The 25,502-nt window shown below is 43.7% G+C and carries 21 protein-coding genes, 1 tRNA gene and 5 pseudogenes; 23 read left to right on the top strand and 4 right to left on the bottom strand.

Annotated elements, in window-relative coordinates; translation table 11 throughout:
• The first annotated feature begins 24 nt into the window (after positions 1-24).
• The 7 genes and pseudogenes from DP114_RS07350 to argC all read left to right on the top strand — a co-directional run bounded on the left by DP114_RS07350 (position 25) and on the right by argC (position 7,929).
• Positions 25-1,434: a family 2B encapsulin nanocompartment shell protein gene (locus DP114_RS07350; protein ID WP_171975793.1), complete on the top strand. Its 1,410-nt coding sequence runs from the start codon at positions 25-27 to the stop codon at positions 1,432-1,434.
• A 286-nt stretch (positions 1,435-1,720) separates the two neighbouring features.
• Positions 1,721-3,130, top strand: coding sequence for a family 2B encapsulin nanocompartment shell protein (locus DP114_RS07345; protein ID WP_171975792.1), 1,410 nt, complete (start codon positions 1,721-1,723; stop codon positions 3,128-3,130).
• A gap of 622 nt (positions 3,131-3,752) precedes the next feature.
• Positions 3,753-4,472: pseudogene (locus tag DP114_RS07340) on the top strand (reverse transcriptase N-terminal domain-containing protein); the annotation flags it as partial.
• Positions 4,473-4,520: 48 nt separating this feature from the next.
• Entirely contained in the window at positions 4,521-5,042 is a 522-nt protein-coding gene (locus DP114_RS07335) for a helix-turn-helix domain-containing protein (RefSeq protein ID WP_172195170.1), read from the top strand.
• Positions 5,043-5,387: 345 nt separating this feature from the next.
• Positions 5,388-5,705 (top strand): transposase, encoded by a 318-nt coding sequence (locus DP114_RS07330; RefSeq protein ID WP_171975552.1) that lies wholly within the window; start codon positions 5,388-5,390, stop codon positions 5,703-5,705.
• 85 nt (positions 5,706-5,790) lie between these two features.
• Positions 5,791-6,666: pseudogene (locus DP114_RS07325) on the top strand (group II intron reverse transcriptase); the annotation flags it as partial.
• Between the two features lie 294 nt (positions 6,667-6,960).
• Entirely contained in the window at positions 6,961-7,929 is a 969-nt protein-coding gene (gene argC, locus DP114_RS07320) for an N-acetyl-gamma-glutamyl-phosphate reductase (protein ID WP_171978137.1), read from the top strand.
• Between the two features lie 100 nt (positions 7,930-8,029).
• Here argC and DP114_RS07315 read toward each other — a convergent pair whose 3' ends face one another.
• Both DP114_RS07315 and DP114_RS07310 read right to left on the bottom strand, forming a co-directional pair.
• Positions 8,030-8,659 (bottom strand): chorismate lyase, encoded by a 630-nt coding sequence (locus tag DP114_RS07315; protein WP_169265821.1) that lies wholly within the window; start codon positions 8,657-8,659, stop codon positions 8,030-8,032.
• Positions 8,660-8,834: 175 nt separating this feature from the next.
• A tRNA-Leu gene (locus DP114_RS07310) sits at positions 8,835-8,915 on the bottom strand.
• A gap of 129 nt (positions 8,916-9,044) precedes the next feature.
• Between DP114_RS07310 and DP114_RS07305 the strand changes: the two genes are divergently transcribed.
• Both DP114_RS07305 and accC read left to right on the top strand, forming a co-directional pair.
• A complete protein-coding gene (locus tag DP114_RS07305; protein ID WP_169265822.1) occupies positions 9,045-9,362 on the top strand; it encodes a hypothetical protein in 318 nt (105 codons plus the stop codon).
• A 70-nt stretch (positions 9,363-9,432) separates the two neighbouring features.
• The gene (gene accC / locus DP114_RS07300; RefSeq protein WP_171975790.1) at positions 9,433-10,785 is read left to right on the top strand and encodes an acetyl-CoA carboxylase biotin carboxylase subunit; all 1,353 of its coding nucleotides are present in this window, start codon (positions 9,433-9,435) and stop codon (positions 10,783-10,785) included.
• 150 nt (positions 10,786-10,935) lie between these two features.
• Here accC and DP114_RS07295 read toward each other — a convergent pair whose 3' ends face one another.
• Positions 10,936-11,226, bottom strand: a complete 291-nt coding sequence (locus tag DP114_RS07295; RefSeq protein WP_171975789.1) for a YggT family protein — start codon at positions 11,224-11,226, stop codon at positions 10,936-10,938.
• Between the two features lie 194 nt (positions 11,227-11,420).
• On the opposite strand from DP114_RS07295, the gene psbX reads away from it, so the two are divergent.
• From psbX to DP114_RS07275, 4 genes are all read left to right on the top strand, one after another.
• A complete protein-coding gene (psbX, locus tag DP114_RS07290; protein WP_169265825.1) occupies positions 11,421-11,540 on the top strand; it encodes a photosystem II reaction center X protein in 120 nt (39 codons plus the stop codon).
• A gap of 293 nt (positions 11,541-11,833) precedes the next feature.
• A complete protein-coding gene (locus DP114_RS07285; RefSeq protein ID WP_171975788.1) occupies positions 11,834-12,757 on the top strand; it encodes a Ycf66 family protein in 924 nt (307 codons plus the stop codon).
• A gap of 53 nt (positions 12,758-12,810) precedes the next feature.
• A complete protein-coding gene (locus DP114_RS07280) occupies positions 12,811-13,371 on the top strand; it encodes a TolB family protein (protein ID WP_171975787.1) in 561 nt (186 codons plus the stop codon).
• Between the two features lie 47 nt (positions 13,372-13,418).
• Positions 13,419-13,943, top strand: a complete 525-nt coding sequence (locus tag DP114_RS07275; RefSeq protein WP_169265828.1) for a TolB family protein — start codon at positions 13,419-13,421, stop codon at positions 13,941-13,943.
• 75 nt (positions 13,944-14,018) lie between these two features.
• Here DP114_RS07275 and DP114_RS07270 read toward each other — a convergent pair whose 3' ends face one another.
• Positions 14,019-15,038: a succinate dehydrogenase/fumarate reductase iron-sulfur subunit gene (locus tag DP114_RS07270; RefSeq protein ID WP_171978136.1), complete on the bottom strand. Its 1,020-nt coding sequence runs from the start codon at positions 15,036-15,038 to the stop codon at positions 14,019-14,021.
• 1,368 nt (positions 15,039-16,406) lie between these two features.
• Between DP114_RS07270 and DP114_RS07265 the strand changes: the two genes are divergently transcribed.
• The 10 genes and pseudogenes from DP114_RS07265 to DP114_RS07220 all read left to right on the top strand — a co-directional run.
• Positions 16,407-16,868: an AbrB family transcriptional regulator gene (locus DP114_RS07265; protein WP_169265830.1), complete on the top strand. Its 462-nt coding sequence runs from the start codon at positions 16,407-16,409 to the stop codon at positions 16,866-16,868.
• A gap of 272 nt (positions 16,869-17,140) precedes the next feature.
• Entirely contained in the window at positions 17,141-18,037 is an 897-nt protein-coding gene (locus DP114_RS07260; protein ID WP_171975786.1) for a CPBP family intramembrane glutamic endopeptidase, read from the top strand.
• Positions 18,038-18,210: 173 nt separating this feature from the next.
• Positions 18,211-19,251 carry a caspase family protein gene (locus DP114_RS07255; RefSeq protein WP_169265832.1) on the top strand — a complete coding sequence of 347 codons (1,041 nt, stop codon included), beginning with the start codon at positions 18,211-18,213 and terminating at the stop codon, positions 19,249-19,251.
• A gap of 90 nt (positions 19,252-19,341) precedes the next feature.
• Positions 19,342-20,322: a hypothetical protein gene (locus DP114_RS07250; RefSeq protein ID WP_169265833.1), complete on the top strand. Its 981-nt coding sequence runs from the start codon at positions 19,342-19,344 to the stop codon at positions 20,320-20,322.
• Complete coding sequence (locus tag DP114_RS07245; protein WP_169265834.1) at positions 20,307-21,293, top strand: AAA family ATPase; 987 nt, start codon at positions 20,307-20,309, stop codon at positions 21,291-21,293. Before DP114_RS07250 ends, DP114_RS07245 begins: the two co-directional genes overlap by 16 nt.
• 2 nt (positions 21,294-21,295) lie before the next feature.
• Positions 21,296-22,417, top strand: a complete 1,122-nt coding sequence (locus DP114_RS07240; protein ID WP_211178494.1) for a hypothetical protein — start codon at positions 21,296-21,298, stop codon at positions 22,415-22,417.
• Between the two features lie 313 nt (positions 22,418-22,730).
• Positions 22,731-23,351 (top strand): hypothetical protein, encoded by a 621-nt coding sequence (locus DP114_RS07235; RefSeq protein WP_169265852.1) that lies wholly within the window; start codon positions 22,731-22,733, stop codon positions 23,349-23,351.
• A 656-nt stretch (positions 23,352-24,007) separates the two neighbouring features.
• Positions 24,008-24,394: pseudogene (locus DP114_RS07230) on the top strand (response regulator); the annotation flags it as partial.
• Between the two features lie 144 nt (positions 24,395-24,538).
• Positions 24,539-24,925 (top strand): annotated as a pseudogene (locus DP114_RS07225) (response regulator); the annotation flags it as partial.
• 144 nt (positions 24,926-25,069) lie between these two features.
• A pseudogene (locus tag DP114_RS07220) lies at positions 25,070-25,447 on the top strand (response regulator); the annotation flags it as partial.
• Positions 25,448-25,502: the final 55 nt, after the last annotated feature.

Genomic DNA, 25,502 nt, shown 5'->3' with positions numbered 1-25,502 from the left:
AAACATTACCAATGGAGATTAATCATGACTGATGCAGCAAACACTCCCATACAAAATCAAATTGAGCAATTGCCAATGAGTTTGCAGACCCAAGCAGCGCGTAATTTGGCAACAACCACCAAAACTCAACCCCAGATGCAGGGAATTACCTCACGGTGGCTCTTAAAACTGCTGCCTTGGGTAGAAGCAGTGGGTGGTACCTATCGGGTTAACCGTCGCTTAACCTATGTGGTTGGAGATGGACGAGTCACCTTTACCAATACAGGGACTCAAATACAGGTCATTCCTCAAGAACTCACTGAGTTACCTTTGTTGCGGGGATTTGAAGATACTGAGGTCTTAAACGCCTTGGCTAGTCAATTTGTGCAACAAGAATTTGCTGCCGGAGATGTCATCATCCGAGCAGGTCAACAAGCGGATCAAGTCTTGCTGATTGCTCATGGTAAAGTCAATAAAATTGGCGCAGGCAAGTATGACGAGCAAGTTGTTTTGGATGTATTAGCCGATGGCGACCATTTTGGCGACTACGCTTTAGTCGAATCCGAGGATACTTGGGATGTCACCCTCACCGCCCTTACGCGTTGCACCATCTTGTTTCTGCCTCAAGCAGCCTTTCAAAACCTGGTTAACCAGTCCGAGGCGTTACAAGCGCAAGTGGATCAATTCAGGGCAAAATTGCGCCAACCCAAAAACCAAGAGGGGGAAGCTAATATCGATATTACCTCCGGCCACCTCGCGGAAGCAGTATTACCTGGGACTTTTGCAGATTATGAACTCAATCCACGGGAATATGAGTTAAGCGTTGCTCAAACCATTTTGCAAATCAATACACGGGTTGCTGACCTCTACAACGAACCCATGAATCAGACGGAGGAACAGTTACGGCTGACCATCGAAGCATTACGAGAACGCCAAGAACACGAAATGGTTAACAATCGTGACTTCGGACTATTACACAATGCTGATCTCAAACAACGTATTTTTACCCGCAGTGGTCCCCCAACTCCCGATGATCTTGATGAGTTGATCTCTATTGTTTGGAAAGAACCAAGCTTTTTCTTAGCTCATCCCCGCACAATTGCAGCTTTTGGTCGGGAATGTAACCGCCTTGGACTCTATCCTGATCCTATCCCCGCAGGCAACAGTGCAATTCCGTCTTGGCGTGGTATTCCCATCTATCCTTGCAATAAGATTCCCGTTACAAAAGAGCGTACTAGCTCCATCATGTTAATGCGTGTGGGAGCGGCTAACCAGGGTGTGATTGGTCTTCATAAAACTGGCATTCCTGATGAATATCAACCTAGTTTGTCTGTCCGCTTCATGAATATTAACGAAAAGGCTGTTATTTCTTACCTGGTTAGTGCTTACTACTCTACAGCCGTTCTCGTTCCTGATGCACTAGGCATCCTTGAAGATGTAGAAATTGGTCTCTAAATAGTCGAACACCCTCCTTAAAGTAGGGGCAGGGGTCACCCCAATACGGTTCGGATAAGCTCTTAAAGCTAGGGAGTGAAGATGGAGAAGTAGGGGAGCTAGGGGAAGATGGGGGAGAAAAAGAGTTGATATACGTTAATTTTACTCCCCCCCCACTTCCTGTGCTCCACTCACTCCCCTACTTGACTCAATAGATAACTTTCCTAACCGAACCGTATTGGGGGTCACCCTACCCCCGATGGTCTCTCTTAGGAATGTAAATTTAGTGGGATGAAACGTTAACGTTATGACAGATGCTTCGCTTAGGCCAGATTTAGACCAAGAAAACGGGCAACCCCAAATGAGCTTAAGCACGAAAGGGGCGCGGAATCTAGCCAAAACCACGAAAACTCCGCCCCAGATGCAGGGGATTACCCCCAGGTGGTTATTACAGATGTTGCCTTGGGTACAAATCAAGGGTGGGGCCTATCGGGTTAACCGTCGCTTGACTTATGATGTTGGCAATGGACGGGTCAGCTTTACTAATACAGGAGCCGAAGTACGGGTTATTCCCCAAGCACTTTGTGAGCTACCTTTACTGCGTGGGTTTGAGGATATTTCGGTACTCAACGCCTTGGCAGACCGCTTTGTGCAACAAGAATTTGCTCCTGGTGAGGTCATTGTACAGGAAGGTCAACCAGCCGACCAGGTGTTATTAATTGCCTATGGTAAAGTTAATAAGCTTAAGGCAGGAAAGTATGAAGCGGAAGCTTTACGGGATATCTTAGCTGACGGCGATTGTTTTGGTGGCGAAGCTATAGTTCTGTCTCAAGATACTTGGGATGTTAGCCTCAAAGCGATTACGCGTTGCATAGTTTTGTCTTTGCCAGTACAGGCGTTTCGGGAGCTGATAAACCAGTCGCAAGCGTTGCACACTCAAGTTGATCGCTTTAGAGTTCTATTGAGCAAACCTCAGGATAAGCATAATCAAGCTGAGATCGTTCTGTCCGCAGGTCATAGTCAGGAGACTGAGTTACCCAGGACATTTGTTGATTACGACTTGAATCCACGGGAGTATGAATTAAGCGTCGCTCAAACCATTTTACAGGTGAATACGCGAGTTGCTGACCTCTACAACGAACCCATGAACCAGACGGAGCAACAATTACGCCTGACTATCGAAGCGTTGCGGGAACGGCAAGAATACGAAATGCTAAATAATCCTGATTTCGGGTTGTTGCACAATGCTGATCTTAAGCAACGCATCTTTACCCGCACCGGGCCACCGACTCCAGATGATTTTGATGAATTGCTCTCTCGGCGGAGGAAGTCGAAATTCTTCCTAGCTCACCCTCGGGCGATCGCTGCTTTTGGCCGAGAGTGTAACCGTCTTGGAGTCTATTCCCCAAGCATCGAGGTCAACGGAAAGATTGTACCTGCTTGGCGTAACTATCCGATTTTTCCTTGTAACAAAATTCCGATCACCAAGGAGGGTACTAGCTCTATTTTGGTACTCCGTGTTGGAGAAGAAAACCAAGGGGTGATAGGTCTACACAAAACGGGTATTCCTGATGAATACCAACCCAGTTTGTCTGTGCGGTTTTTGGGTATCAACGAAAAGGCGGTCATTTCCTACTTAGTAAGTGCTTACTACTCTGCTGCCGTAGTCATCCCCGACGCACTCGGCATTCTTGAAGGTGTCGAAATCGGGCGCTGAGGCGAGGGGTCGAGCACATTGAGGTCAACTTAATATTCTCTTGCAGTGCCGCTACGTGTATGCCTAGGGGCACAATTTTTACTTGTGCGATTTATTACATGCTGAATCACGGTATTCAGCCCGTAAATAAGCATGTCAACCAGAAATGGTTGAACTTCGGACAAGATGAAGGTGAAAACCCTTCCCCTCAAACTCAGAGGTGACTCCTTATCTGCCCACACCGAGCGGACTCGGAATTCCGCAGAGTGAAGCTGGGAACAGGGCGCAACCAGACGGTTGTTATGAATCGACACTGGCGCTAACAGGGAGTGCGCAAGATGAAATAGAACCTAGAAAAACGACCCAGATTGGAGCAAGGCATAACATAAAAACCTTGACTTCGTTAGAGCAAAAATCCCGCCGATGATAAGTACGCAAGCGGCAAGAGTAAGGGGTTCTAACGGTTGGATTGGTTACATCTGACGGCACATATATCTTGACTGAGGAACGAATAAAAACGAGCTAAGAGTCCTGGGAGGTCGAACCCAAGGTAGGTATGACGAGATACGGAACTCTCTTAGCACGGGTAGGATTCAGCGTAATTGCTGAAAGGTGTTCAGAAAATAACCAAAAGGAGTAGAGTATGGTTAGGCACAGTCATGAGATTAGTGAATCATGGAAGAATCTGCCCTGGAAGAAATTTCGGAAAGATTTATTCCGCCTACAAGTTAGGTTATTTAAAGCAGTTAAAGCAGGAGACAAGCGAAAAACGCGGTCACTCCAAAAACTGATTCTGAAATCTCAAGCTGCAAGGTTCCTGGCTATTCGTCAAGTAACTCAGCTAAATGCCGGAAAAAAGACTGCGGGTATTGATGGCAAAGCGTCCCTCAATTTTGAAGAACGTTTTGCACTTGAGGAAAAACTCAAGACTAATTACATCAATTGGCATCATAACAAATTACGCGAAATTCCGATTCCAAAAAAGGACGGAAAAACTCGAATTCTCAAAGTCCCAACTATTGCAGACAGAGCTTGGCAATGCCTAGCAAAATATGCACTAGAACCAGCACACAAAGCAACATTCCACGCGAGAAGTTACGGATTCAGACCAGGCAGAAGTGCACACGATGCACAAAAACAACTGGCAAACAATCTAAACTCATCCTCAAATGGAATCAATAAACGAGTCATAGAACTTGATATTGAGAAATGTTTCGACAGGATAAGCCATACGACTATCATGGAAAACCTGATAGCACCAAAAGGGTTGAAAATCGGTATCTTCCGATGCCTAAAGGCAGGAATACACCCCGAATTTCCCGAACAAGGAACTCCCCAAGGTGGTGTAGTAATACCATTTCTTTTTTGGTAAGCTACATATAATGGTGGTTAAAATTATTAGGCTTGCAATATGGTTAGGGTTTGCCAACTAAACATAAAGGAGACAGGGGAAGAACTTCATACCCTTTTAAATCAGCAAAAAACAGCCATAGGTTTTCAAAAAGTGCAAACGTTGTACTTGTTCAAAACTGGTCAGCTAAAAACAATCAAAGATATAGCTGTAGCAATCGGTTCCCACCGAGTAACTGTACAAAATTGGTTACATAAATACCGCCAAGGTGGGATTTTAGGACTGTTGGAGGTGCGTCACGGTGGAGGTAGGCAAAAGATTATTCCTCCAGAAGCGATCGCCGTTTTAGAAGAACGCCTAAAAGACCCAAACAACGGCTTTAAAAGCTATGGTGAAATTCACAAGTGGTTGCAAGAATTTTACGGCGTAAAGGTTGATTATAAAACGGTCTATGCAACAGTACGTTATCAGCTAAAAGCAAAACTTAAAGTCCCTCGACGCCAAAGTGTGAAAAAAGACTCGCAGTTAGCAATTTCCTTTAAAAAAAACTGCCTTTCGTCCTCAAAGTCATTCAATGGTTAAAACAGTATTGTCCTGAAGCTACAAAATCTTTAGCGTCAGTTCGCTATTGGTGTCAAGACGAAACTCGTTTGGGATTAAAAACCATTGAGAGACGACGGATTACAGGTTTGGGGGTGAAGCCTATCGGCACAGTGAGCGTGGGACTTTAAAGCATTTTATATCTATGGGGTAATTGAACCAAGAACAGGGGTTGGGTGAAACCATGACAAAACCGGACAACCTTCCCCCACGAGTACTCTTGAAGCTCCCACAGATATCTGTGGTGGGGGCAAAAAAGGCGTTGATTCTCAATTACTCGTACTTGTTGACAGATCAACCCGCCTTTTTTGCCAAGGTTGTCCGGTTTTGTCTAGGAAAAATGTAGCGGAAAGTTTTTTCTTAGAGTTTTCTCATCTAGATACCGATTGCTTTCAAATTTATTTGAATAAATTATCAGAGCAATATCCAGAACAACTGAATATTATTCAACTAGATAATGGTAGCTTTCACACTACCAAAGCTCTGCAGGTTCCTCCGAATATTATTTTCTTATTTCAACCACCTCACAGCCCAGAACTGAATCCGATAGAGAGGCTCTGGCAGTATATTAAAAACCACGATTTGTTGGGGGATTTACGACAATTTAGAACAGCTGCAATCGCATACAAGAACGGTGTTAAATAACCTCACTCCAGAAGTGATAGCTTCTTTGACTGGATGGGACTACATTCTTCAAGAGCTAAATGTAGCCACTATTTAGAGAAATGGTATAAGTCCCTTATTAGCCAATATTGCGCTAAACGGAATCGAAAGTATCCATAGATATCATGAAATAGCAGGTAGAAGGATAACTCCAAATACCCCTACAAAATATATCATCGAACCATCAGTCAGATACGCTGACGATATGGTAATAATACTTAGACCCGAAGACAACGCAAGAGAAATACTTGAAAGAATAAATCAATTCCTTGCAGACAGAGGAATGAATATCAGTGAAAACAAGACTAAGATAACCGCCTCGACAGATGGGTTTGATTTTCTAGGCTGGAAATTCAAAGTACAGAAGAACGGAAAATTTAGAAGCATCCCTTCAGCGGACAATTTTAAAGCATTTCGTAAGAAAGTCAAAAACATCGTCAACTGCCCTAACTATGGTTCTAAGGAAAAAGCCGAAAAGCTCGCTCCTTTAGTTAGAGGATGGAGAAATTACCACCGCTTCTGCAAAATGAATGGGTCACGAAATTCATTGTGGCACATCAACAACAGAACATTCACGGTATTTAATAAAGAAACCAAGAATGACCGCTACTCAAGCAAAGAGCTTGTAGACAAGGCATTCCCAGCGGTTCCTTACTCCGAAAACAGTCATGTCATGGTCATAGGAAATAAATCACCATTTGACGGAGACATACCATACTGGAGCAAGCGCAACAGCAAGCTCTACGATGGGCACACCTCTAAAGCCCTGAAACGGCAGAATCATTCATGTGGAATATGTGGAATGAAGATGATATCTTCAGATACAGTCCATCTACATCACGTAGACGGAAATCATCAGAATTGGAAACCCAAGAACTGCATAGCAGTCCATCGAGAATGCCACCAATACCACCACATGAGCAAAAGGGAACAACAACCCTAAGAACATCTGGGAGCCGTATGCACGGAAACGGGCACGTACGGTTCTGTAGGAGAGGTGCTCCGGATAATACCGGACATCGACTCTAACATGGACACGCTGATCAAACGGAAAATAGCCATGTCTAAGTACTCAATTTGACCAGAAAAAATCCTGATTATTGTGACATCATAATTGCTTGTTGGTAAGATTAACCAAAAGGTTTCCTTTCCTTTATTGATGAGTTGATCCACAACATATTAAGTTAAGTATTGGTGGGACAAAATATCTGTCACGGTTCAGGATGCTGAGCACATGATTACTAAACGTAAGATTTTCATTGATGGGGAATCAGGAACCACGGGCTTACAAATTTATTCGCGCCTCAACCAACGAGACGACATCGAGTTAGTTAATATTGAAGCATCTCGACGCAGGGATTCAGCTGAGCGAGCGAAACTGATCAATGCTGTCGATGTTGCCATTCTTTGTCTACCGGATGATGCAGCCCGCGAAGCTGTTAGCAATGTCCGCAGTGATAAGGTTAAAATTCTCGATGCTAGTACTGCCCATCGAACGGCTGAGGGTTGGGTTTATGGGTTTCCTGAACTGAGTTCGGGACAAAGAGAGAAAATTGCCAGCGCCCAGTTTGTTAGTGTTCCAGGCTGTTACCCTACAGGATTTTTAGCTTGTATCCGTCCGTTGATAGACAAGGGACTCCTCCCGAGTCACTTTCCCATTACCATTAATGCGGTATCAGGATACTCTGGTGGCGGAAAGAATCTTATCAAAGATTATCATGCTTTCCACGATCAGCAAGCTGGAGCACCATCGCTCTATCCCTATGGTATCTACAGTACACAGTTTGGGCACAAGCACCTTAAGGAAATGCGTAAGTATTCAGGATTAGCATCACCGCCGCTGTTTGTACCAGCAGTGGGGGATTTTGAGCAGGGGATGCTAGTACAGGTACCCTTACCACTGTGGACTTTGGATCATCCACCGTCTGGTGAGGTTATCCATCAAGCGATCGCCGACTACTACCAAGGCGAAAAATTTGTACAAATCGCTCCATTTGAAGATTCCACTCTTCTGCGAGACGGAAAATTCCTAGACCCGATGGCAATGAATGGCACTAATATTGTTCAAATTTTCGTTTTCGCCAATGATACAACCCACGAAGCGCTCTTAGTTGCTCGCCTCGATAACTTAGGCAAAGGCGCATCAGGAGCAGCTGTACAAAACTTAAACATCATGCTGGGCTTTCCAGAGGATCTGGGACTTTGATGTTGAACAAAGCAGCATAGGGAAGCTAGCACAGATGGATGGAAAATCCTGATTGTGTAGCAAAAAACAAGAAGTTTTTGCTACACAGCAAAATTTGCAACTAAATCTCAGCATTGATTGAACTGAGCTGCGTGGATCCCAAATATTTCGTCAAGTAAGGCGAGAACACCTCGTAAATTAACGTTAAAGGCTGTCCGTGGTGCCAAAACAAGTAGTGGCGACCCCAAAAAGGTCCGGTTTCATCAAAACCTGACTCCAAAGCTTCTGAGTCACCGTAGTAAATCCCTTGCACATCCCGATACAATTCTGTACGCAGACGAGCTAAACTCGCCCAAATCGGTAATGAACGGTTTTGCAAATACTCATCTACGTGAGATGCTTCCCACCATGAAGTAGCATATGCCAATCGTTGACCAGAGGCGGTACGCAGCCACACCTGTCGCCGTAACCGTGGTCCTGGGACAGCTTTAATAAGTTCTGGTGCACCATCTAAGTCCATGCCAATTAATGACATATCGATGACATCTACCTCTGTCGGTTCGCCCGTTAGTAATTGTAGGTGTCTGGTTGGAGAACCATCACCTAAAAGCAGCAATTGCCAAGCTGGTGCTAGCTGAGTGTGGGGCAAACTTTGTTGAATGACCTCTTCGCCACCTTGCCAAGTTGCACTGAGGCGGTGCCATCCAATAGGTAATGTTAAGTTGTTTGTTGGCCTAAAAGTAGCAGTCAAGGTTCTTTACAAAACTTCACTTATTTCTATCAAAGCACAAGTAAAGACTTATTGACGTACTCTCACATTCGTAGCCTGATCGCTAATCAAGTGTGACTGATGAGTGCTAAGTCATTCTTCCATTTACAAAAGTTGACACTTCGGCACCCATAACTTGGCACTAAATAATAAAATATGCGGATGGCGAGACTCGAACTCGCAAGGCAAAGCCACACGCACCTCAAGCGTGCGCGTATACCAATTCCGCCACATCCGCAAGGTTTCCCTGGATATATAGTATAGCACAACAAAAATATTTATCATCAGTAATATCCAAGTAACAAAAAATTAAGTACAAGAATTCACAACTATCAACAGATGGATATACTCGACGGACAGAAAAGTAATGACTTTCCAAGTGATATTAAAGGTATCGCGCGATCAGCTGCTCGGCAATTGGTTCTACCCTCCGGGAACGCCCGTCGCCAGGCTGCGCTTGAAAACGCCACATGCTACCCGAAGGGCACTGTCCTCCCCTACCAAGAGCGCGCTTACTCATCATGAAGCGCACAGTACGCTCTTATTATGCCAAAGTCGGGAAAATGAACTCATACTCGGCAACATCGCTGCTGCTAGTCTAGTTAATACCCGTAGAGGCAAGCAGCGAAATCTTTCCTTATATTTGGAAGGAATTTTGGGAATCTCCAGTCAGAATTTGAAATGAGGCTCTGCGTAATTTCAATTTTGATGGCAGAACAATGTCAATCTACAGGACTGATATCAAAAGCTAAAAGATGAAGTTTGACAAAATATTAATTGCTAATCGAGGAGAAATCGCGCTTCGCATTCTCCGCGCCTGTGAAGAAATGGGGATTGCGACTGTTGCGGTACACTCCACCGTTGACCGTAATGCTCTGCATGTCCAACTTGCTGATGAAGCGGTTTGCATTGGCGAAGCTGCTAGCAGTAAAAGTTATTTGAACATTCCTAACATTATTGCAGCGGCATTGATACGGAATGCCAGCGCTATTCACCCTGGTTATGGTTTTTTAGCAGAAAATGCTCGGTTTGCAGAAATATGTGCTGACCATCATATTGCTTTCATTGGTCCATCTGCGGAAGCTATCCGGCTGATGGGGGATAAATCCACCGCGAAAGAGACCATGCTAAAAGCTGGAGTACCCACAGTACCAGGTAGTGATGGGTTGATAGAGTCGGAGGAAGAAGGTTTGGCGATCGCCAGAAAAATTGGCTACCCAGTGATGATTAAAGCCACAGCAGGCGGTGGCGGACGGGGTATGCGCTTGGTACATTCTGAAAGCGAATTTGTCAAGTCTTTCCAAGCAGCCCAAGGCGAAGCCGGAGCTGCATTTGGCAATTCCGGAGTATATCTGGAAAAATTTATTGAGCGTCCCCGTCATATTGAATTTCAAATCTTGGCTGATAACTATGGTAATGTCATCCACTTAGGTGAACGGGATTGCTCAATTCAACGCCGTAACCAGAAGCTTTTAGAAGAAGCCCCCAGTCCAGCTCTAGATCCAGATTTACGAGAGAAAATGGGACAAGCTGCCGTCAAAGCTGCTCAGTTTATCAACTACAGTGGGGCAGGTACGATTGAGTTTCTCTTAGATAAATCCGGCAAATTCTACTTTATGGAAATGAACACCCGGATTCAAGTTGAGCATCCTGTCACGGAGATGATTACTGGGATAGATTTGGTTGTTGAACAAATCCGTGTTGCTCAAGGGGAAAGACTCAAGTTGACACAAGACCAAGTTATTTTACGGGGTCATGCGATCGAATGTCGTATTAATGCCGAAGATCCTGAGCATGACTTTCGTCCCTCCCCCGGACGTATCAGTGGTTATCTCCCCCCAGGAGGTCCAGGAGTTAGAATAGATTCCCATGTTTACACTGATTACCAAATTCCTCCTTACTACGACTCCCTCATTGGCAAGTTAATAGTTTGGGGAGCAGACCGTCCCACTGCTATTAACCGTATGAAACGAGCACTGCGAGAATGTGCCATCACGGGATTACCCACAACGATTGGGTTTCATCAGAAAATCATGGAACACCCACAGTTTTTGCAGGGGCAAGTCTACACGAGTTTCGTACAGGAGATGAAAACGTTAGTGCAGTAGTATTTGTGACCAAAGCTAAGGGTGTAGGGGGGTAAGGGTGTAGGGGAATAAGAGAATAAGAGAATAAGAGAAAAATGCATTTTCTCTATCTCAAGCGTAAATGCATTTCCTCTATACGCCTATACCTTTACACCCCTACACCCCTTGTTACTAAGCACGAGACAGCATGGTCAGCAGTCCTTGCTGACCGAGAAGAATTTCCCGTAAAAGACTGAAGATACCAACCCAAATAATTGGGGTTATGTCCACCCCACCCACAGGTGCCACAATCTTTCGTAACGGTATTAGAAAAGGTTCAGTAGGCCAAGCGACCAGATTAAAAGGCAAACGATTCAAATCAACTTGGGGATACCAAGTCAGAATAATCCGGAAAATAAACAAAAATGTCATCAGTCCTAATATTGGACCGAGAATCCAAATGGCAAGGTCAGCACCAGTCATGATTTAAGCTTGACTTTTTTTGAATAAAGGGAAAGAACTGAATCAGCAGATTTTAAGGTTTGTAAAGCCTTTCTCTAATTTTAACCAAAGGCTGTTAAACAACTTGAATCATTTATCTTTGGGATAACTGGCTTCTCAACGGTCTACTAGACCATTAGAATTGTTATAAAGTATGTAAAAAAAGGTTGAAATCTATGACGCCATCTTTAGCAAATTTCCTTTGGAGTCTGTTTTGGGGTGCATTAATTGTTGTTGTCCCCGCCACAGTAGGATTGCTTTTTGTGAGCCAGAAGGATAAAATCCAGCGTTCATAAGATGTATTGTAGGGGCGTGGCATACCACGCCTCTAGTTTTAAAACTGGTTTTCCGCCAGTTCACTGCTCAATTGGTAACTCTTAGCAATTCATTATAAAAAAATAATTATACTAAGCTTACTGAGTTGACAGACACAGACTTGTTAGCTTTGGGTCATAATGTAGAGACGCATAAGTGTTACTTCGCTTAGCCCGAGTGGCAAATTTACATCCTTAAAGTATATTGTGTCTAATTACAGTAGAGATTTCAATTCTGACTCGCTAACATAGATTTTGATATTAGGTAAACAACGATGCTAATGTTTGGGCTGAACTCAGCCAGTGTTCTGGCTCAAGTCAATTTTGGGGCAAACTCAGCCAGTATCCTAGGAATTTTCTTGGCTGTGGCTGGGGCAGCACTGTATTTTCTCCGCACTGTGCGTCCAGAACTCTCACGCGACCAGGATATATTTTTTGCTGCTGTGGGTTTACTCTGCGGCTTCATTCTCATATTCCAAGGTTGGCGTCTGGACCCAATTCTACAATTTGGTCAGTTGCTTTTGGCAGGCTCAACTATATTTTTTGCGGTGGAAAGTATTCGCCTGCGAGGTATAGCGACTCAGCAAGCCAAGCGTAACACTCCCATTGTTGATGATGAACGAGAAGTTAGCGACAACTACAGGTATAACAAGAAGTATAAGGCACAGGTAGACGCTGAATTAGAACCACTGCCTTATGATGATGACTACGATGAGCGCCCCGTGCGTGGTCGAATTTCGGGTAGCAGGGATAACCGTTCATCTCGGGATGATTACTACGAAGATGAAACTCCTCGTCGTTTAGAACGTCGCAATGGTAGTGAAAGACCAACATCAAGTGACAAAACTGACAAAACCCGTCGCCGGAGTTCTGGACGTTCTGTACGCCCTTCAGAAAGGATTGAAGATGAAGATTGGAATGGTTCCGATAGAGTAGTTGATGAGTGGGGTAGCTCGACTACTGAAGAAAGACGACCTTCGCGTCGTGGTAGTAATGGAACAGTACGTCCAGAAAGTCGTGATCAGGATGTTCCTGCAAGACCGAGAAAACGGCGATCGCCCAGTGAATCTGCTCCTCAAAGGGGACGTGAGGATGATGAAGTCATTTCTAGTGAGTATGTAGAATACAAACCATTAGACCGTCCTGAGCGTTCGGATCAAGATCGAGATAGCTCATCCAAATTTGATGATGATCTATAAATCTATAAATAAGATTAGGTGGAAGACGCGAAAGCGTAACGAAAAAAGTTGAAGTGAGGAAAATTACACCTAGTTTTTGGCTCCAAAGGCAAATTCCTTGGGGTCTAAGTTTTACATTGGCAAGTTTGCTTGTATCTTGTAGTTATAGCGATATCCCTCTTGGACCGACTTCCCTCAACAGCCGTTACACGGAACAGCAACCTGCGTTGAGTGGAAATGGTCGTTTTTTAGCATTAGTCTCTAATCGCAATGGTAGTCACCAACTGCTGGTGTATGACTTGGATCAGCAACAGTTTATTCAAACACCGCGCTTAAACCAACCGGAAACAATTGTCGAAAGTCCTAGCCTCAGCTACACCGGACGTTACATTGCTTATATGACCAGTGACCAAGGTAGACCAGTGGTGGCGCTTTATGATCGTGCTACGCAACAGTCGCAAATTCTTACCCCAACCTATCGTGGCTGGATCAGAAATCCAAGTATCAGCCCAAATGGGCGTTATGTTGTCTTTGAAAGTGCTAGCCGTGGTCAGTGGGATATTGAAGTTTTAGATCGCGGACCGGATGTTGAGTTAGATATAGACAATGGCGCATCGGTGGGTGCACCTCCATAAGGGGGATGGTGTAAAAGTCTAAAGTCTTCGACTCATGACTCATGACTATGAAACATTCTATTTTTCTACCTATATTTGTTACAGCTAGTTTGTTAAGTGGCTGTGTTGGTTACCCACGCATAGTGAACTATCCTTACGATCCAGGCGGAGTAAGTCTTAATAGTTCTGCTTCGGAATTAGATCCCCAAATCTCAAGAAGATATATCGTTTTTGCGAGTGACCGAGGGGGTAGACAAGATATTTATATGTTTGACAGAGTTACTGGTAGTTTGGTAGATTTGCCCGGTCTAAATTCCTTTGATACTGTCGCTTCTCATCCTGGTGTTTCTGAAAGTGGTCGTTATATCGTGTTTGCAGGTAGTAGACAGGGCCGCTCAGCTATTTTTCTGTATGATAGAGAAACACGTCAATTAAGAAATTTGACTGCCAACCTGCAAGCAGAAGTTCGTCATCCAACAATGAGTGCTGATGGTAATAGGATTGCTTTTGAGTCTAGTGTGAATGGGCAATGGGATATTTTAGTTTATAACCGTTCCGGACAACCGCTGAATATACCTCAAGATCCACGTTAAGGAGATTATGAGGGAAGGAGGGAAAGAGGGAAGCAGGGAAGGCATTTTCCCTCCCTCACTCACTCTCTCACTTCCTCACTCCCTCACTCCCTGTAATTTCTTCTCTTCTTGCTTGACGGCTTCAATCAGCGATCGCACTTGTTGAGTTCCTTCGGAAGGTTCAAACGAAAGAGGAAACTTACCTCGGGCTATCATTCGCAATCCAAGGGGAGCAAGACTGAGCAACCCTTTGAGGTCTTTAAAGTAGTTCCCGACGACTTGTAAACCAAATTGACGCTCATCAATCCACCCGCCTTCTTTAACTAAGTCTATCAATACTTTACGATGACGAATTGAACGGCTGTCGCTTGCTTGTTTGCGATCAAGAATTTCCTGCTTGATTTTTGTGATTTGGTCTAATGGGGCGACTTCCATTGGACATACGGAATTACAGTAAAAACAACGGGTGCAACCCCAAACTCCTTTAGTTCCTTCGTTATATTCTTCTAAACGACTTTCGGTTTTGTGATCACGAGAGTCTGCCACCATGCGGTAAGCTTTAGCCAGTGCGTGGGGGCCAACAAAATTTGGGTCAACTTCACGAGCATTGCATTCAGAATAGCAAGCTCCACACATGATACAATTACCAGTTTCATCAAGCCGTGATCGCTCTTGCGGTGTTTGTAAAAACTCTCTTTCTGGAATGTTACGTCCCGCTGTACTCACATAAGGAGCAACCGCCTCAAGGTTGTTCCAAAAACTGCTCATATCTACCACTAAATCTTTGATCAGAGGCATATTGCCTAGTGGTGCGATGATGATTTCTGGAATGCCATTTGTATGACTTCCTGTTATAACAGTTTGTTCCAATTTGGCAATTTCACTACCAACATTTTCCTTACAAGCCAAAGCCGAACGCCCATTGATTCGCATTGCGCAGCTACCACAAATCGTGTTGCGACAATTTTTGCGAAATGCCAATGTCCCATCTTGCTCCCACTTAATAAGATTGAGACAATCTAGGATTGTATTCCCCCCTTCAACATCCAAATGGTAATTCTGCACTATCGGGGAGGAATTTTGTTGTTGCCGTATGATCTTAAAAATAACTTCCATGACCACCAACCAAAGTTTTGAAATTGCTATACCCATCTTTGGGAATAATTTCCACTATGGAGTAGCTCACCAATAAGTGAGCTATACTCTTGTTGCCCTTAATTAAAAGCTACCTGTTAATAGGCTGATGATTAAAGAGGTACTCATTATAGTTTAAGGATAATTATCAAAATTTTAGTTGTATTACTACCCAATGGGTTTAACACCAGATGTGTCAATAGCCAGATTACCAGAAAAATGCTCACTGCTTGACAATTAATTTATATCTTTCGGCGTTGGAGGAAGGAGAGTAAAATACAGCGACACTGTTCTTGAGACTTTAGTTCATTGTAAGCTGCGAAAATTTCCAAATTTAATGCTCCTTGGATTCTAACTATATCTTGATGTCAAGACGAGTTAAACAAGCCCTGAGTTAAAAAATCGCTCAATTGGTCGTGAAGCTCTATTTTTTGGTTATATAGAATTGTTAAAGCTCTTAATGAACATCTTGACCTCTTGATCAAGAAACTCGCTTGTTCTCACTCATCTCGTTAAAACTGCTTGTCAAAATTAAATGAATTTTTATAAAACCCGACCACCAATACTCACCCCAACCATAAAAATTTCGATAAAAGTGTATCAGCAAGTTGATTTAAAAGTGAAACACCTATTTTGCTATTATTAAATCATGCTACTATTTAATATAAAATTATGAGGCAACAAAACCAGTATTAATCGCCGTGTAAGTGCGACTGTTACTGCTTTGTTTCTTTGTAATAAAGTGGAGGCAAGAAATTTATGGTCTCTACTAGCAGGGTTAAAGGTTGTATGTTGCTGCAACCTTAAGAAAATACTATGCTGTCAATTATGTTTCTTGAGTAGAAATGGGTAAAACCCTACGACTCAAGGTCAATTAAGACAGAGTAAGGAAAGTAAAAAGCCTGCAATTTATTGGGTCTACGACTTGTTTGGTCGTGGTAGAACACAACGGCGAAACGGCGAGAAATCGGGATGAAAATCCTCACCCGGACACTTTGCACCCCCCTTGGGAACCCCTAAGGGCGCAGTGTCATCGCTTTTTGTCTCCCCAATTTGTAGTTGTTCAAAGTTGCTCCACTTTAGTAGTGCCAAAAAAGAGAATTATTTCGTTTCAGATGGCAAATGATGGTTAGAAATGGCGTAAAATTACGAAAATTAATGCCTGTGACAACTACAACCATCTTCTGTTGTGGTCAATCGTAACAGATACTCTTGTGGCTCACCCTATATGGAGGAATAACCCCTCTGGTATTAGGTCTGAAGCAACTTTGTGCAGATGTCAAAAAGCCAAGTACTGGCAGAAGATGATTTGTTTATTTGTTTGGAGAGAGTGAGGATATTTGAAGCATAATGACTGAAACCGCAACTGCACCATTAACTGGGAAAACACTGCTAGCTAAAGTGAAAGAACTTTCTACCTTACCACGGCGAGAAAGAGCTAAGCAGTGTGGTTATTACACCGTTACAAAAAATAACCAAGTTCGTGTCAATCTCACCGACTTTTATGATGCTTTGCTCTCGGCTAGGGGAATTCCCTTAAGTCCAGAAGCACCAAAAGATGGTCGTGGGCGTGAACCTACTTACAGGGTTAGTGTCCATCAAAACGGTCAGATTGTGATTGGTGCAACTTATACCAAAGCAATGGGTTTAAAGCCGGGTGATGAGTTTGAAATTAAGCTGGGTTACAAGCATATTCACTTAATTCAAGTTGATAGTGATAAAAAGATACTCCAGCATGATGACGAAGAAGTCTATGATGAAGAGCTTGAAGACGAGGAAGATTTTGAAGACGATGACGAAGAGGAGGAATAAACTTTTGTGATCGTAGAGGCAAGTTTAAGGCAAACGCTGGACAACTTGTCTTTACGGCGAAAGTCAAATTTTTAAATTTTTTGAACAAAAAAACGATTAGACTTCTTGGATGCATGATTCATTTTAGTAAAAGGTTTGGTCAATAAAAAGAAGAGCGATTAGATGAGCAATACTTGAGGTAGTGAGAAAAGAAGCGCAACCTAGCTATTCCTGCTTGAAAGCTGCTCCAAATTAATAAAGCTTTTCTCTTACCAAAATAAAATGTTTCTACTATGCAAGAAGTCAACTGTGTTTTTTTACCTACTTTCATATCGTTACCTGAGCCATCAATCAACTTTTTACTGTCATCCTTAAAAGATGCACCAGTATTGTTTGTTGTGATGGCTTTCTTTATTGTTTGGGTGTCCTGCTGGTTACCCATAGCAGCTTTAACAGCGTTTGTCCTCAAATGGCAACCTTCTCAACTTTTGCAACCAGAACAAAAGTTACCTTTAGTAGTGTCTCTCTACTTACTAGCTCCGTTGATTTTGTGGGTAACTAGTTGGTTAACCGATACACCTTTCTCAGATTACGGCTTGATTGGAAATGTTTCAACTTTATATTCTTTGGTGGTAGGTTTAGCTTTAGGAATATTTAGTATAACATTAGTTTTTTTATGGCAATCGTGGCTAGGATGGTGCTCTTTTCAATGGTCAAATATTAAGCTTGTGCGACCTATCTTACTACCTATTTTGTTAGTGGCGTTATTTGTAGGTGGTATTGAGGAGCTAATTTTTCGTGGGTTTGTGTTTACTGAACTAGAGAAGGGTGGTTCTGTTTGGGTAGCAGCGCTCATTTCTAGCTCGATTTTTGCGTTGCTACACTTGGTTTGGGAGCAAAAAGAAACCATCCCACAGTTACCTGGACTCTGGTTTATGGGGATGGTGTTGGTACTAGCACGGTTTGTGGATGGGGGGAGTATAGGCTTAGCTTGGGGATTGCATACTGGATGGATATGGGCGATCGCCACAGTAGACACAGCCGCACTGATTGATTACACAGGTGAAGTCTCGGAGTGGGTGACAGGTAAGAATAAAAAACCCCTTGCTGGTGTAGCGGGTGTTGTTTGTTTACTCCTGACTGGAGGAGTTCTTTGGTTATTTTCTCGCTATTTTGATTTTGTGCATTGACGCTCTCGGCGTAAAAAATCAGTAGTGACAGCGTAAGGTAAACAACTGAGAGTATCTTTGTTCTCAATTGTTGCTGAAAAAAATCTGGGATGCTTTGACTTCAGTTGGTAGATTAGTATACTCCCCTCAAAAGGGAGTCACCAAGCACTGTCAATAAGTCAAGAGGATAAGGCGTGACAAATCTAACTTTTGCTAATGGTTATGCATTACTCATCGGTGTTGGTGCTGATTTAGGCATTACTGTTAAAGATGCTACAGCCCTACGAGATGTTTTGGTTAACCCCAATCAAGCCGCTTATCCACCAAACCAAGTCAACCTGCTCACTGAGACTTCTGCAACTCGGCAACATATTCTCAAGGCTTTTGACCAGCTTATCGCACAAGTGAACCAAAATGTGGATGCGAGTGTCATTATTTACTACTCTGGTCATGGTGGACGGATTAAGCGTACAAATGAATACTTTTTAGTGCCTTATGGCTATGATCCCAGTCAACGTGGAGACACTGCCATATCAGGATTGGAGTTTACCCAAAAAATAGAGGCGATTAAAGCACGTAAGCTCGTCGTTTTGCTAGATTGCTGTCATGCAGGAGGTGTTCCTGCTCTTAAAGAAGCAGGAGAAACTTTTGTCAAGTCACCTGTACCACCTGATTTGTTAGATATTCTGGGAACAGGAAGTGGTCGAGTTGTCGTCGCTTCATCGCGAGAAGATGAATATTCTTATACCGGTCAGCCATACAGTGCTTTTACAGATTGCTTGTTAGAAGCTTTACAAGGCAAAGCCGCCGTGAATAAAGATGGCTATGCTCGTATTCTTGACGTTATGATTTATTTGTTCGACCAAGTACCTAAGCGGGCTTCCGGACCACAGCATCCATTCGTGAACAAAGTGCTTGATTTGGGTGATAATTTTCCACTTTGCTACTACGCAGGTGGAAGTAAATTTTTACCTGGGGAAACACCAGTGGCTGAAGTTAACTCAACTACCAGTAGTTTGAGGGCTGGACAAAAGCGACGATTAGCGCAGAAACAAGACACACTACAGGCAGAATGGGATCTCCGTAGTGAAAAGGTGAAGCGAATGCGGGATGCTTTGGCTATTGAGACTGGTACGGCTGTTAAGTTTCAATTAGAAAAGCAGCTTTTGGATGAAGAGGCTCAACTAGCGCGTCTTGGTGATGAGTTGGATGAGATGGAACAGGCGTTGCAGTAATTTTAGAAGGCTGGAGCTAAGTTAAAGATGTCGTTTGTCAAAACTATAACAAGTAAAAATATTGTGTATAAAGTCTAATATTTTATATTAATGTCCTCAGTTCGGCACTTACAGCAAAGACGGAAAGAACTTCAGCAACAGTACGAACTGCTATGCCTGAAAATAAAGCGCTTGCGAACTGATTGTGCTATCCAAGCTGGTGCTTCAGTGGCTTTTCAGCTAGAAAAAGAAATTGAGCGGTTTGAGGTGGAACGCGATCGCCTCCATAAGCAGATTTCAACTATTGAAAGGTCTTTAGACAATGAGCGAATACATAGCGAACTGTTTCGCCTAAATTATGTCAAGGAGGTGCGGCTGTTCCGAGAATTTATTGAAGAAAAACGAATAGGAGCTTTTTTGGTTCATGGCTCACCGGAATACGGTCAAATCTTTCTGCTGAAGCGCTTGTTACACGCAATTCCAGACAGTACCATAACTGTGCCAATCCAGTTTCACCTCCGCCGTAGGGCTTTGAGAACAGATATTGCTGCTTTGTGGCGAGAACTGGGGCGTCAAATGGGAGTACAAAACTTTTCATCCCATGAGGAGATTGCTAAGAATGCGATCGCTCAGTTGCAAACCCAGCACGTCATCCTGGTTTTTCATGACTTTGACTGCATTGACGAAGACTATCTACATGAACTGATGCGCGACTTCTGGCTACCGTTGGTAAACTCAGTTCAACAGACAATCTACCCAACTAACGAGTTTTTTCTCCTCATGTTTTTAGTTGATCATGAGGGTTGTGTCAGCAACTGGAAAATCCAATTTGCAAACCAGCTCGATCAGGTTTGGGAACCCTGTATCCCTATTAGGTTACCAATCATAGATCCTCTATCTGAGCGAGTATTAACTAATTGGATGGAAAATGCAATTGATGCATTGCCAACCAAGGTCACTAAAAAAATTGACTATACAGTTCAGGTCATTTTGGAAAAGAGTGAAGGGGTTCCAGAGCGTGTGTTTGCCGAAATTTTTGATTTGTGTGACTGTAAGTGGCAGGAGGAAGAAGTTAGGTGGCTAGAGCTTTAGACGGAAAGCGGCTGAAATACACAGGCAAGGTGCAGCCCAAGCCAGAAGAACAAGACCCGCAGACGGGGCAATTGCTGTATCCCTACCTGCCGAGTGAAAAGTTGGTAGAAGCAGTTAATTTGGCTATAACCCTTGAACGACCCTTATTGCTGAAAGGAGAACCAGGGTGTGGTAAGACAAAATTAGCTCGTGCGGTGGCTTACGAACTGGGTTTGCCGTATGAAGCTTGGTACGTCAAATCTACCAGTCGGGCACGAGATGGGCTGTACACCTATGATGCGGTTGGAAGGTTGCGGGATGCTCAACTTGCTGCGTCGGGAATTGATGATGAAGCCGCAGTCCGGGCGAAAAATGTGGATGCTTACGTAGAGTGGGGACCGTTAGGGCGTGCTTTTCGCAGTGACTTGCGCACAGTGGTGCTGATTGATGAAATTGATAAGGCTGATATTGACTTTCCCAATGACTTGCTGCTGGAACTTGATGAGAAACGGTTTGAGGTGGCAGAAGTAAAACAGACTAGTTCCATTAAGAAAATTCAAGCGAAGGTGACGCCTATTGTCTTTATTACCAGTAACGATGAGAAAGACTTACCAGATGCCTTTCTGCGCCGTTGTTTATTTCACTATGTCAAATTTCCGGAGCGTCAGCAGTTAATTGAGATTGTCAAAGCACACTTCCCAGTTTCACCTTTAAAAGTAGTAGACACAATTATTGACCGCTTTGTTGAACTGCGGGAAGAGATGCGGCGGGATAAGGGTGAGGCTGGCAAAAAGGTAAGCACCAGCGAACTGATGGACTGGGTGCGGATTCTGCGGCATCATGAAGATGACGAAATCCTTGCCAAGTTAAAGACGGAACTGTTGTATCCGGGGGTGTTGCTCAAGAGTTGGGATGATTATCGGCGATATGGAGAACAGGGTTTATCGCCTCAAGAGGACGACTCCTCCGCGCCATCGTCATCAAGAATATGAACATGGAAACTCTCCAGGCAGAACTACCACTACTTGACCTCTTCACTCGGCTGCGAGAAGCTGGCTTACCTTTAGGTATTAATGAGTACCATCTTATTTTGCGTGCGTTACAAGAAGGCTTTGGCACGGCTGACCATGAGGCTTTGGCGGAGCTGTGCCGTACCTTGTGGGTGAAATCTCAGGATGAGGAACACCTGTTTAACTACCACTTTCAGCAGCTATTCGCCAAATCAACCAGTACTGCCCCAGTTTCATCTCCTGAAAAACCAGTTGTACCAGACTCAACCACTGTTGATTCGGATACTGCCCCCACGTCTGAACTTGACACAACTACTCCAGCTTCCGTACCTGTCTCATCGGAATTAATGCAGGTAGAAGATGAAATTAAAGTCGCAGAGGCGGTACAGATTACTACTCAACGAGATGAGGATATTACTGTTAATCGCTTCACACAAACAGATGAGTATTTCCCAGTCACTCGACGGCAGATGAAACAAAGCTGGCGACATCTCAGGCGTTTTGTGCGGGAAGGTTTGCCTACAGAATTAGATGTGGAAGCAACTATCGAGCGAGTTGTACAGCAAGGGGTGTTGCTAGAGCCTGTTTTGCTTCCCCGTCGGGTAAATCGAACTGAGTTGCTGTTGCTGATTGATCACAAGGGATCAATGGTACCGTTTCACGCCCTATCTCAGCGGTTGGCGGAAACTGCCCAGCGGGGAGGACGCTTAGGAGGGGCTGGTACTTACTACTTTCACAATTGTCCTACTCGGTATCTTTACCAAGACTCGGCACGCGAGAAAGCTGAATCTGTGGCAGATGTTTTGGCTCAGCTACGCCCAGAACGTTCCACTGTATTAATTTTTAGTGATGCAGGGGCAGCACGGGGCGGCTTTAGCATAGAACGCCTGGAATTGACCCAAAAATTTCTCGACCAGCTTAAACAACGTGTGCGTTATGTTGCATGGCTCAACCCAATGGCAAAAGAACGTTGGTTTGGGACAACAGCAGGTGAAATCGCCCGTTTGGTGCCAATGTTTGAGTTTAGCCGTCAGGGCTTGGATGGGGCAATTGATGTGTTGCGGGGGCGGGGAAGCTATGCACAATTAGAATATGGGCTGTTTTAGTAACAGCCTTGGACTAAAGTTTGAGTATAAAGTTTGAGTTCACAGCTAAAGTCAGTTTCAACTGATATGTTGCACCAGCTTGCAAGACTCGTCCGCCAAGGGTTAGAAACCCCTGGCTTATAGCCTAAGTCCTCTTAAGAGGACTAAACGCTTACTTACCAAAATTTTCAGTCCATTTTAATGGACTTGAGCTAAAAGCCTGTGAACTTCAGTTCTGGGCGGGTGAGGAAGCTAGTTGAGAAATCGCCCACAGTAAAAGAATGAAAGTAGACTTTTAGAGACAGATGTCAGTTGAAACTGACTAAAAATGCACATGCCATACAGTGATTTTACTCTTGCTAAAGCTAAAAATACATTGAGCTTAACTCTGGACGAAACTCGCAATTTGTTTCGGAATGTACTAGGAGTGCAGCCATCTGACTTGCTGACACGCTTGCTAGATGAAAACTTACCTTTAGCAACAGCTATCAACAGTGAAAAAGCCCGTTCCGAGTTCCTTATTGCTCCCATCCTGTCTGAAGTCAGACGACAGCAGGATTATCGAATTAGCTTATTTTCTGGCACGGAGTTTAATGTTGAACCAGCGCAAGGACTCTCAGGCTTTTGTGACTTTATCCTGAGTGCGTCTGGTGAGCAGTACTTTATCAGTGCTCCAGTAGTCACAGTGGTTGAGGCAAAAAATGAGAATATTATTGCAGGGCTAGGGCAATGCGCTGCCACAATGCTTGCTGCTCAGATTTTTAATCAAAGAGCAGGAAATGATGTTGAAGTTATCTATGGAGTCGTTACAACTGGAACCAACTGGAAGTTCTTGACTTTAGAACAAAATATTGTCTGTATCGATTCTATTGAATATTACATTAAGGAAGTTGATAAGATTTTAGGAATTTTCTTGCAACCTTTCCAAGGTTCTTTGTCGAAAACTTCAGTTTAGAAAAGCACATGAAACCAGAAGTAGCTACTCGCCGTATTAAAACTTTTGGGGAACGTTTTGGAGAAGCACACCTTTATCTGGCTTACCATGCGGCTTTTCCATTAGCCCTCACACCAGATTTACTCTACCGGATGTGGGCTAATTTCCAGCGCGATATCAACGGTGAAGCGCTGAACATCCCTTGGATGGCGGTGGCGGATTTGCTGCTTTCTAGCCTTTGTGATGAAGTGGGGCATGAACTTTATGAAATGGATACGGTAGTGCGAAATGCGCTGCTGAAGGAGTTGAAGGAGAATTCTCGCTTTGGTGAAAAGCGGATAAATGAGTTATCTGATTTTTTACTTGCCTATGTGCAGCAGCAGCTTGATAGTCACGATCCGCATATGCGAGATTTTGATCAGGTTCAGAGGTGGACGGCGTTAGCTTATACAAAACCTAATGAAGTGGCGCGGGAGATAGCATCTACTCTTTCAAAGTTGAAATTGGAGGAAAAAGCCGAGTGGATTCGCATGACTTCCCTAGTAGAAACTTTTGCAGAGTCGTTAGCAGAATTTCAACCACTACTAATTTATTCTCGTGGCATGGCGAATTTCATCCGTGGAAACCACGAAGGTGCAACAGCCAAGATTACAGGTTTACTAGCAAACCAAGAGCCATTGCATACAGGTGTTAAGCGTATTCTTGCCGTAGATGATAATCCTGACAATCTCATCTTGCTTGAAACAATTTTTGAGAGTGAAGGGTATGAAGTTGAGTTAGTAACGGATGGAGTAACTGCTCTAAAGCAAGTTGAACAATCTCCTCCCGACCTGATTTTACTAGATGTCATGATGCCGGAAATGGATGGCTATGAGGTGACACGCCGCATTCGCAAGAATCCAGAGATATCATACATTCCAATAGTGCTGATAACTGCCTATCATGATGCAAGGGTTGTCGAAGGTTTGGACGCAGGAGCAGATGATTTTATTCGCAAACCATTTGATCATGAGGAGCTACTGGCACGAGTGCGATCGCTTCTGCGACGACTTAAATACGTCATAGCCAAGATTACAGGTTTACTAGCAAACCAAGAGCCTCAGTTACATATTGCTGGAGTAAACCTGCCGATTCCTGAACAAATAGCCAGTTCTGTTGAAGAAGTTAGCCCTATAACTCAGTTGTCAACTAACTTGTCCTCTTCAGAATTGTATACAGGTGTTAAGCGTATTCTTGCCGTTGATGATAATCCTGACAATCTCATCTTGCTTGAAACAATTTTTGAGAGTCAAGGGTATGAAGTTGAATTAGTAACAGATGGAGTAACTGCTCTAAAGCAAGTTGAACAATCTCCTCCCGACCTGATTTTACTAGATGTCATGATGCCGGAAATGGATGGCTATGAGGTGACACGCCGCATTCGCAAGAATCCAGAGATATCATACATTCCAATAGTGCTGATAACTGCCTATCATGATGCAAGGGTTGTCGAAGGTTTGGACGCAGGAGCAGATGATTTTATTCGCAAACCATTTGATCATGAGGAGCTACTGGCACGAGTGCGATCGCTTCTGCGACGACTTAAATACGTCATAGCCAAGATTACAGGTTTACTAGCAAACCAAGAGCCTCAGTTACATATTGCTGGAGTAAACCTGCCGATTCCTGAACAAATAGCCAGTTCTGTTGAAGAAGTTAGCCCTATAACTCAGTTGTCAACTAACTTGTCCTCTTCAGAATTGTATACAGGTGTTAAGCGTATTCTTGCCGTTGATGATAATCCTGACAATCTCATCTTGCTTGAAACAATTTTTGAGAGTCAAGGGTATGAAGTTGAATTAGTAACAGATGGAGTAACTGCTCTAAAGCAAGTTGAACAATCTCCTCCCGACCTGATTTTACTAGATGTCATGATGCCGGAAATGGATGGCTATGAGGTGACACGCCGCATTCGTAAGAATCCAGAGATATCATACATTCCAATAGTGCTGATAAGTGCCTATCATGATGCAAGGGTTGTCGAAGGTTTGGACGCAGGAGCAGATGATTTTATTCGCAAACCATTTGATCATGAAGAGCTACTGGCACGAGTGCGATCGCTTCTGCGACTGAAACACATCATGATGAAGATGAATGCGATTTAAAAGATAAAGCCATCCATGTTAAATAGCT

This window comes from Brasilonema sennae CENA114 (genome assembly GCF_006968745.1).
GTDB lineage: Bacteria > Cyanobacteriota > Cyanobacteriia > Cyanobacteriales > Nostocaceae > Brasilonema > Brasilonema sennae.
Note: the sequence above shows the minus strand (reverse complement) of the source record. Positions and strands in the feature narration are given on the sequence as shown.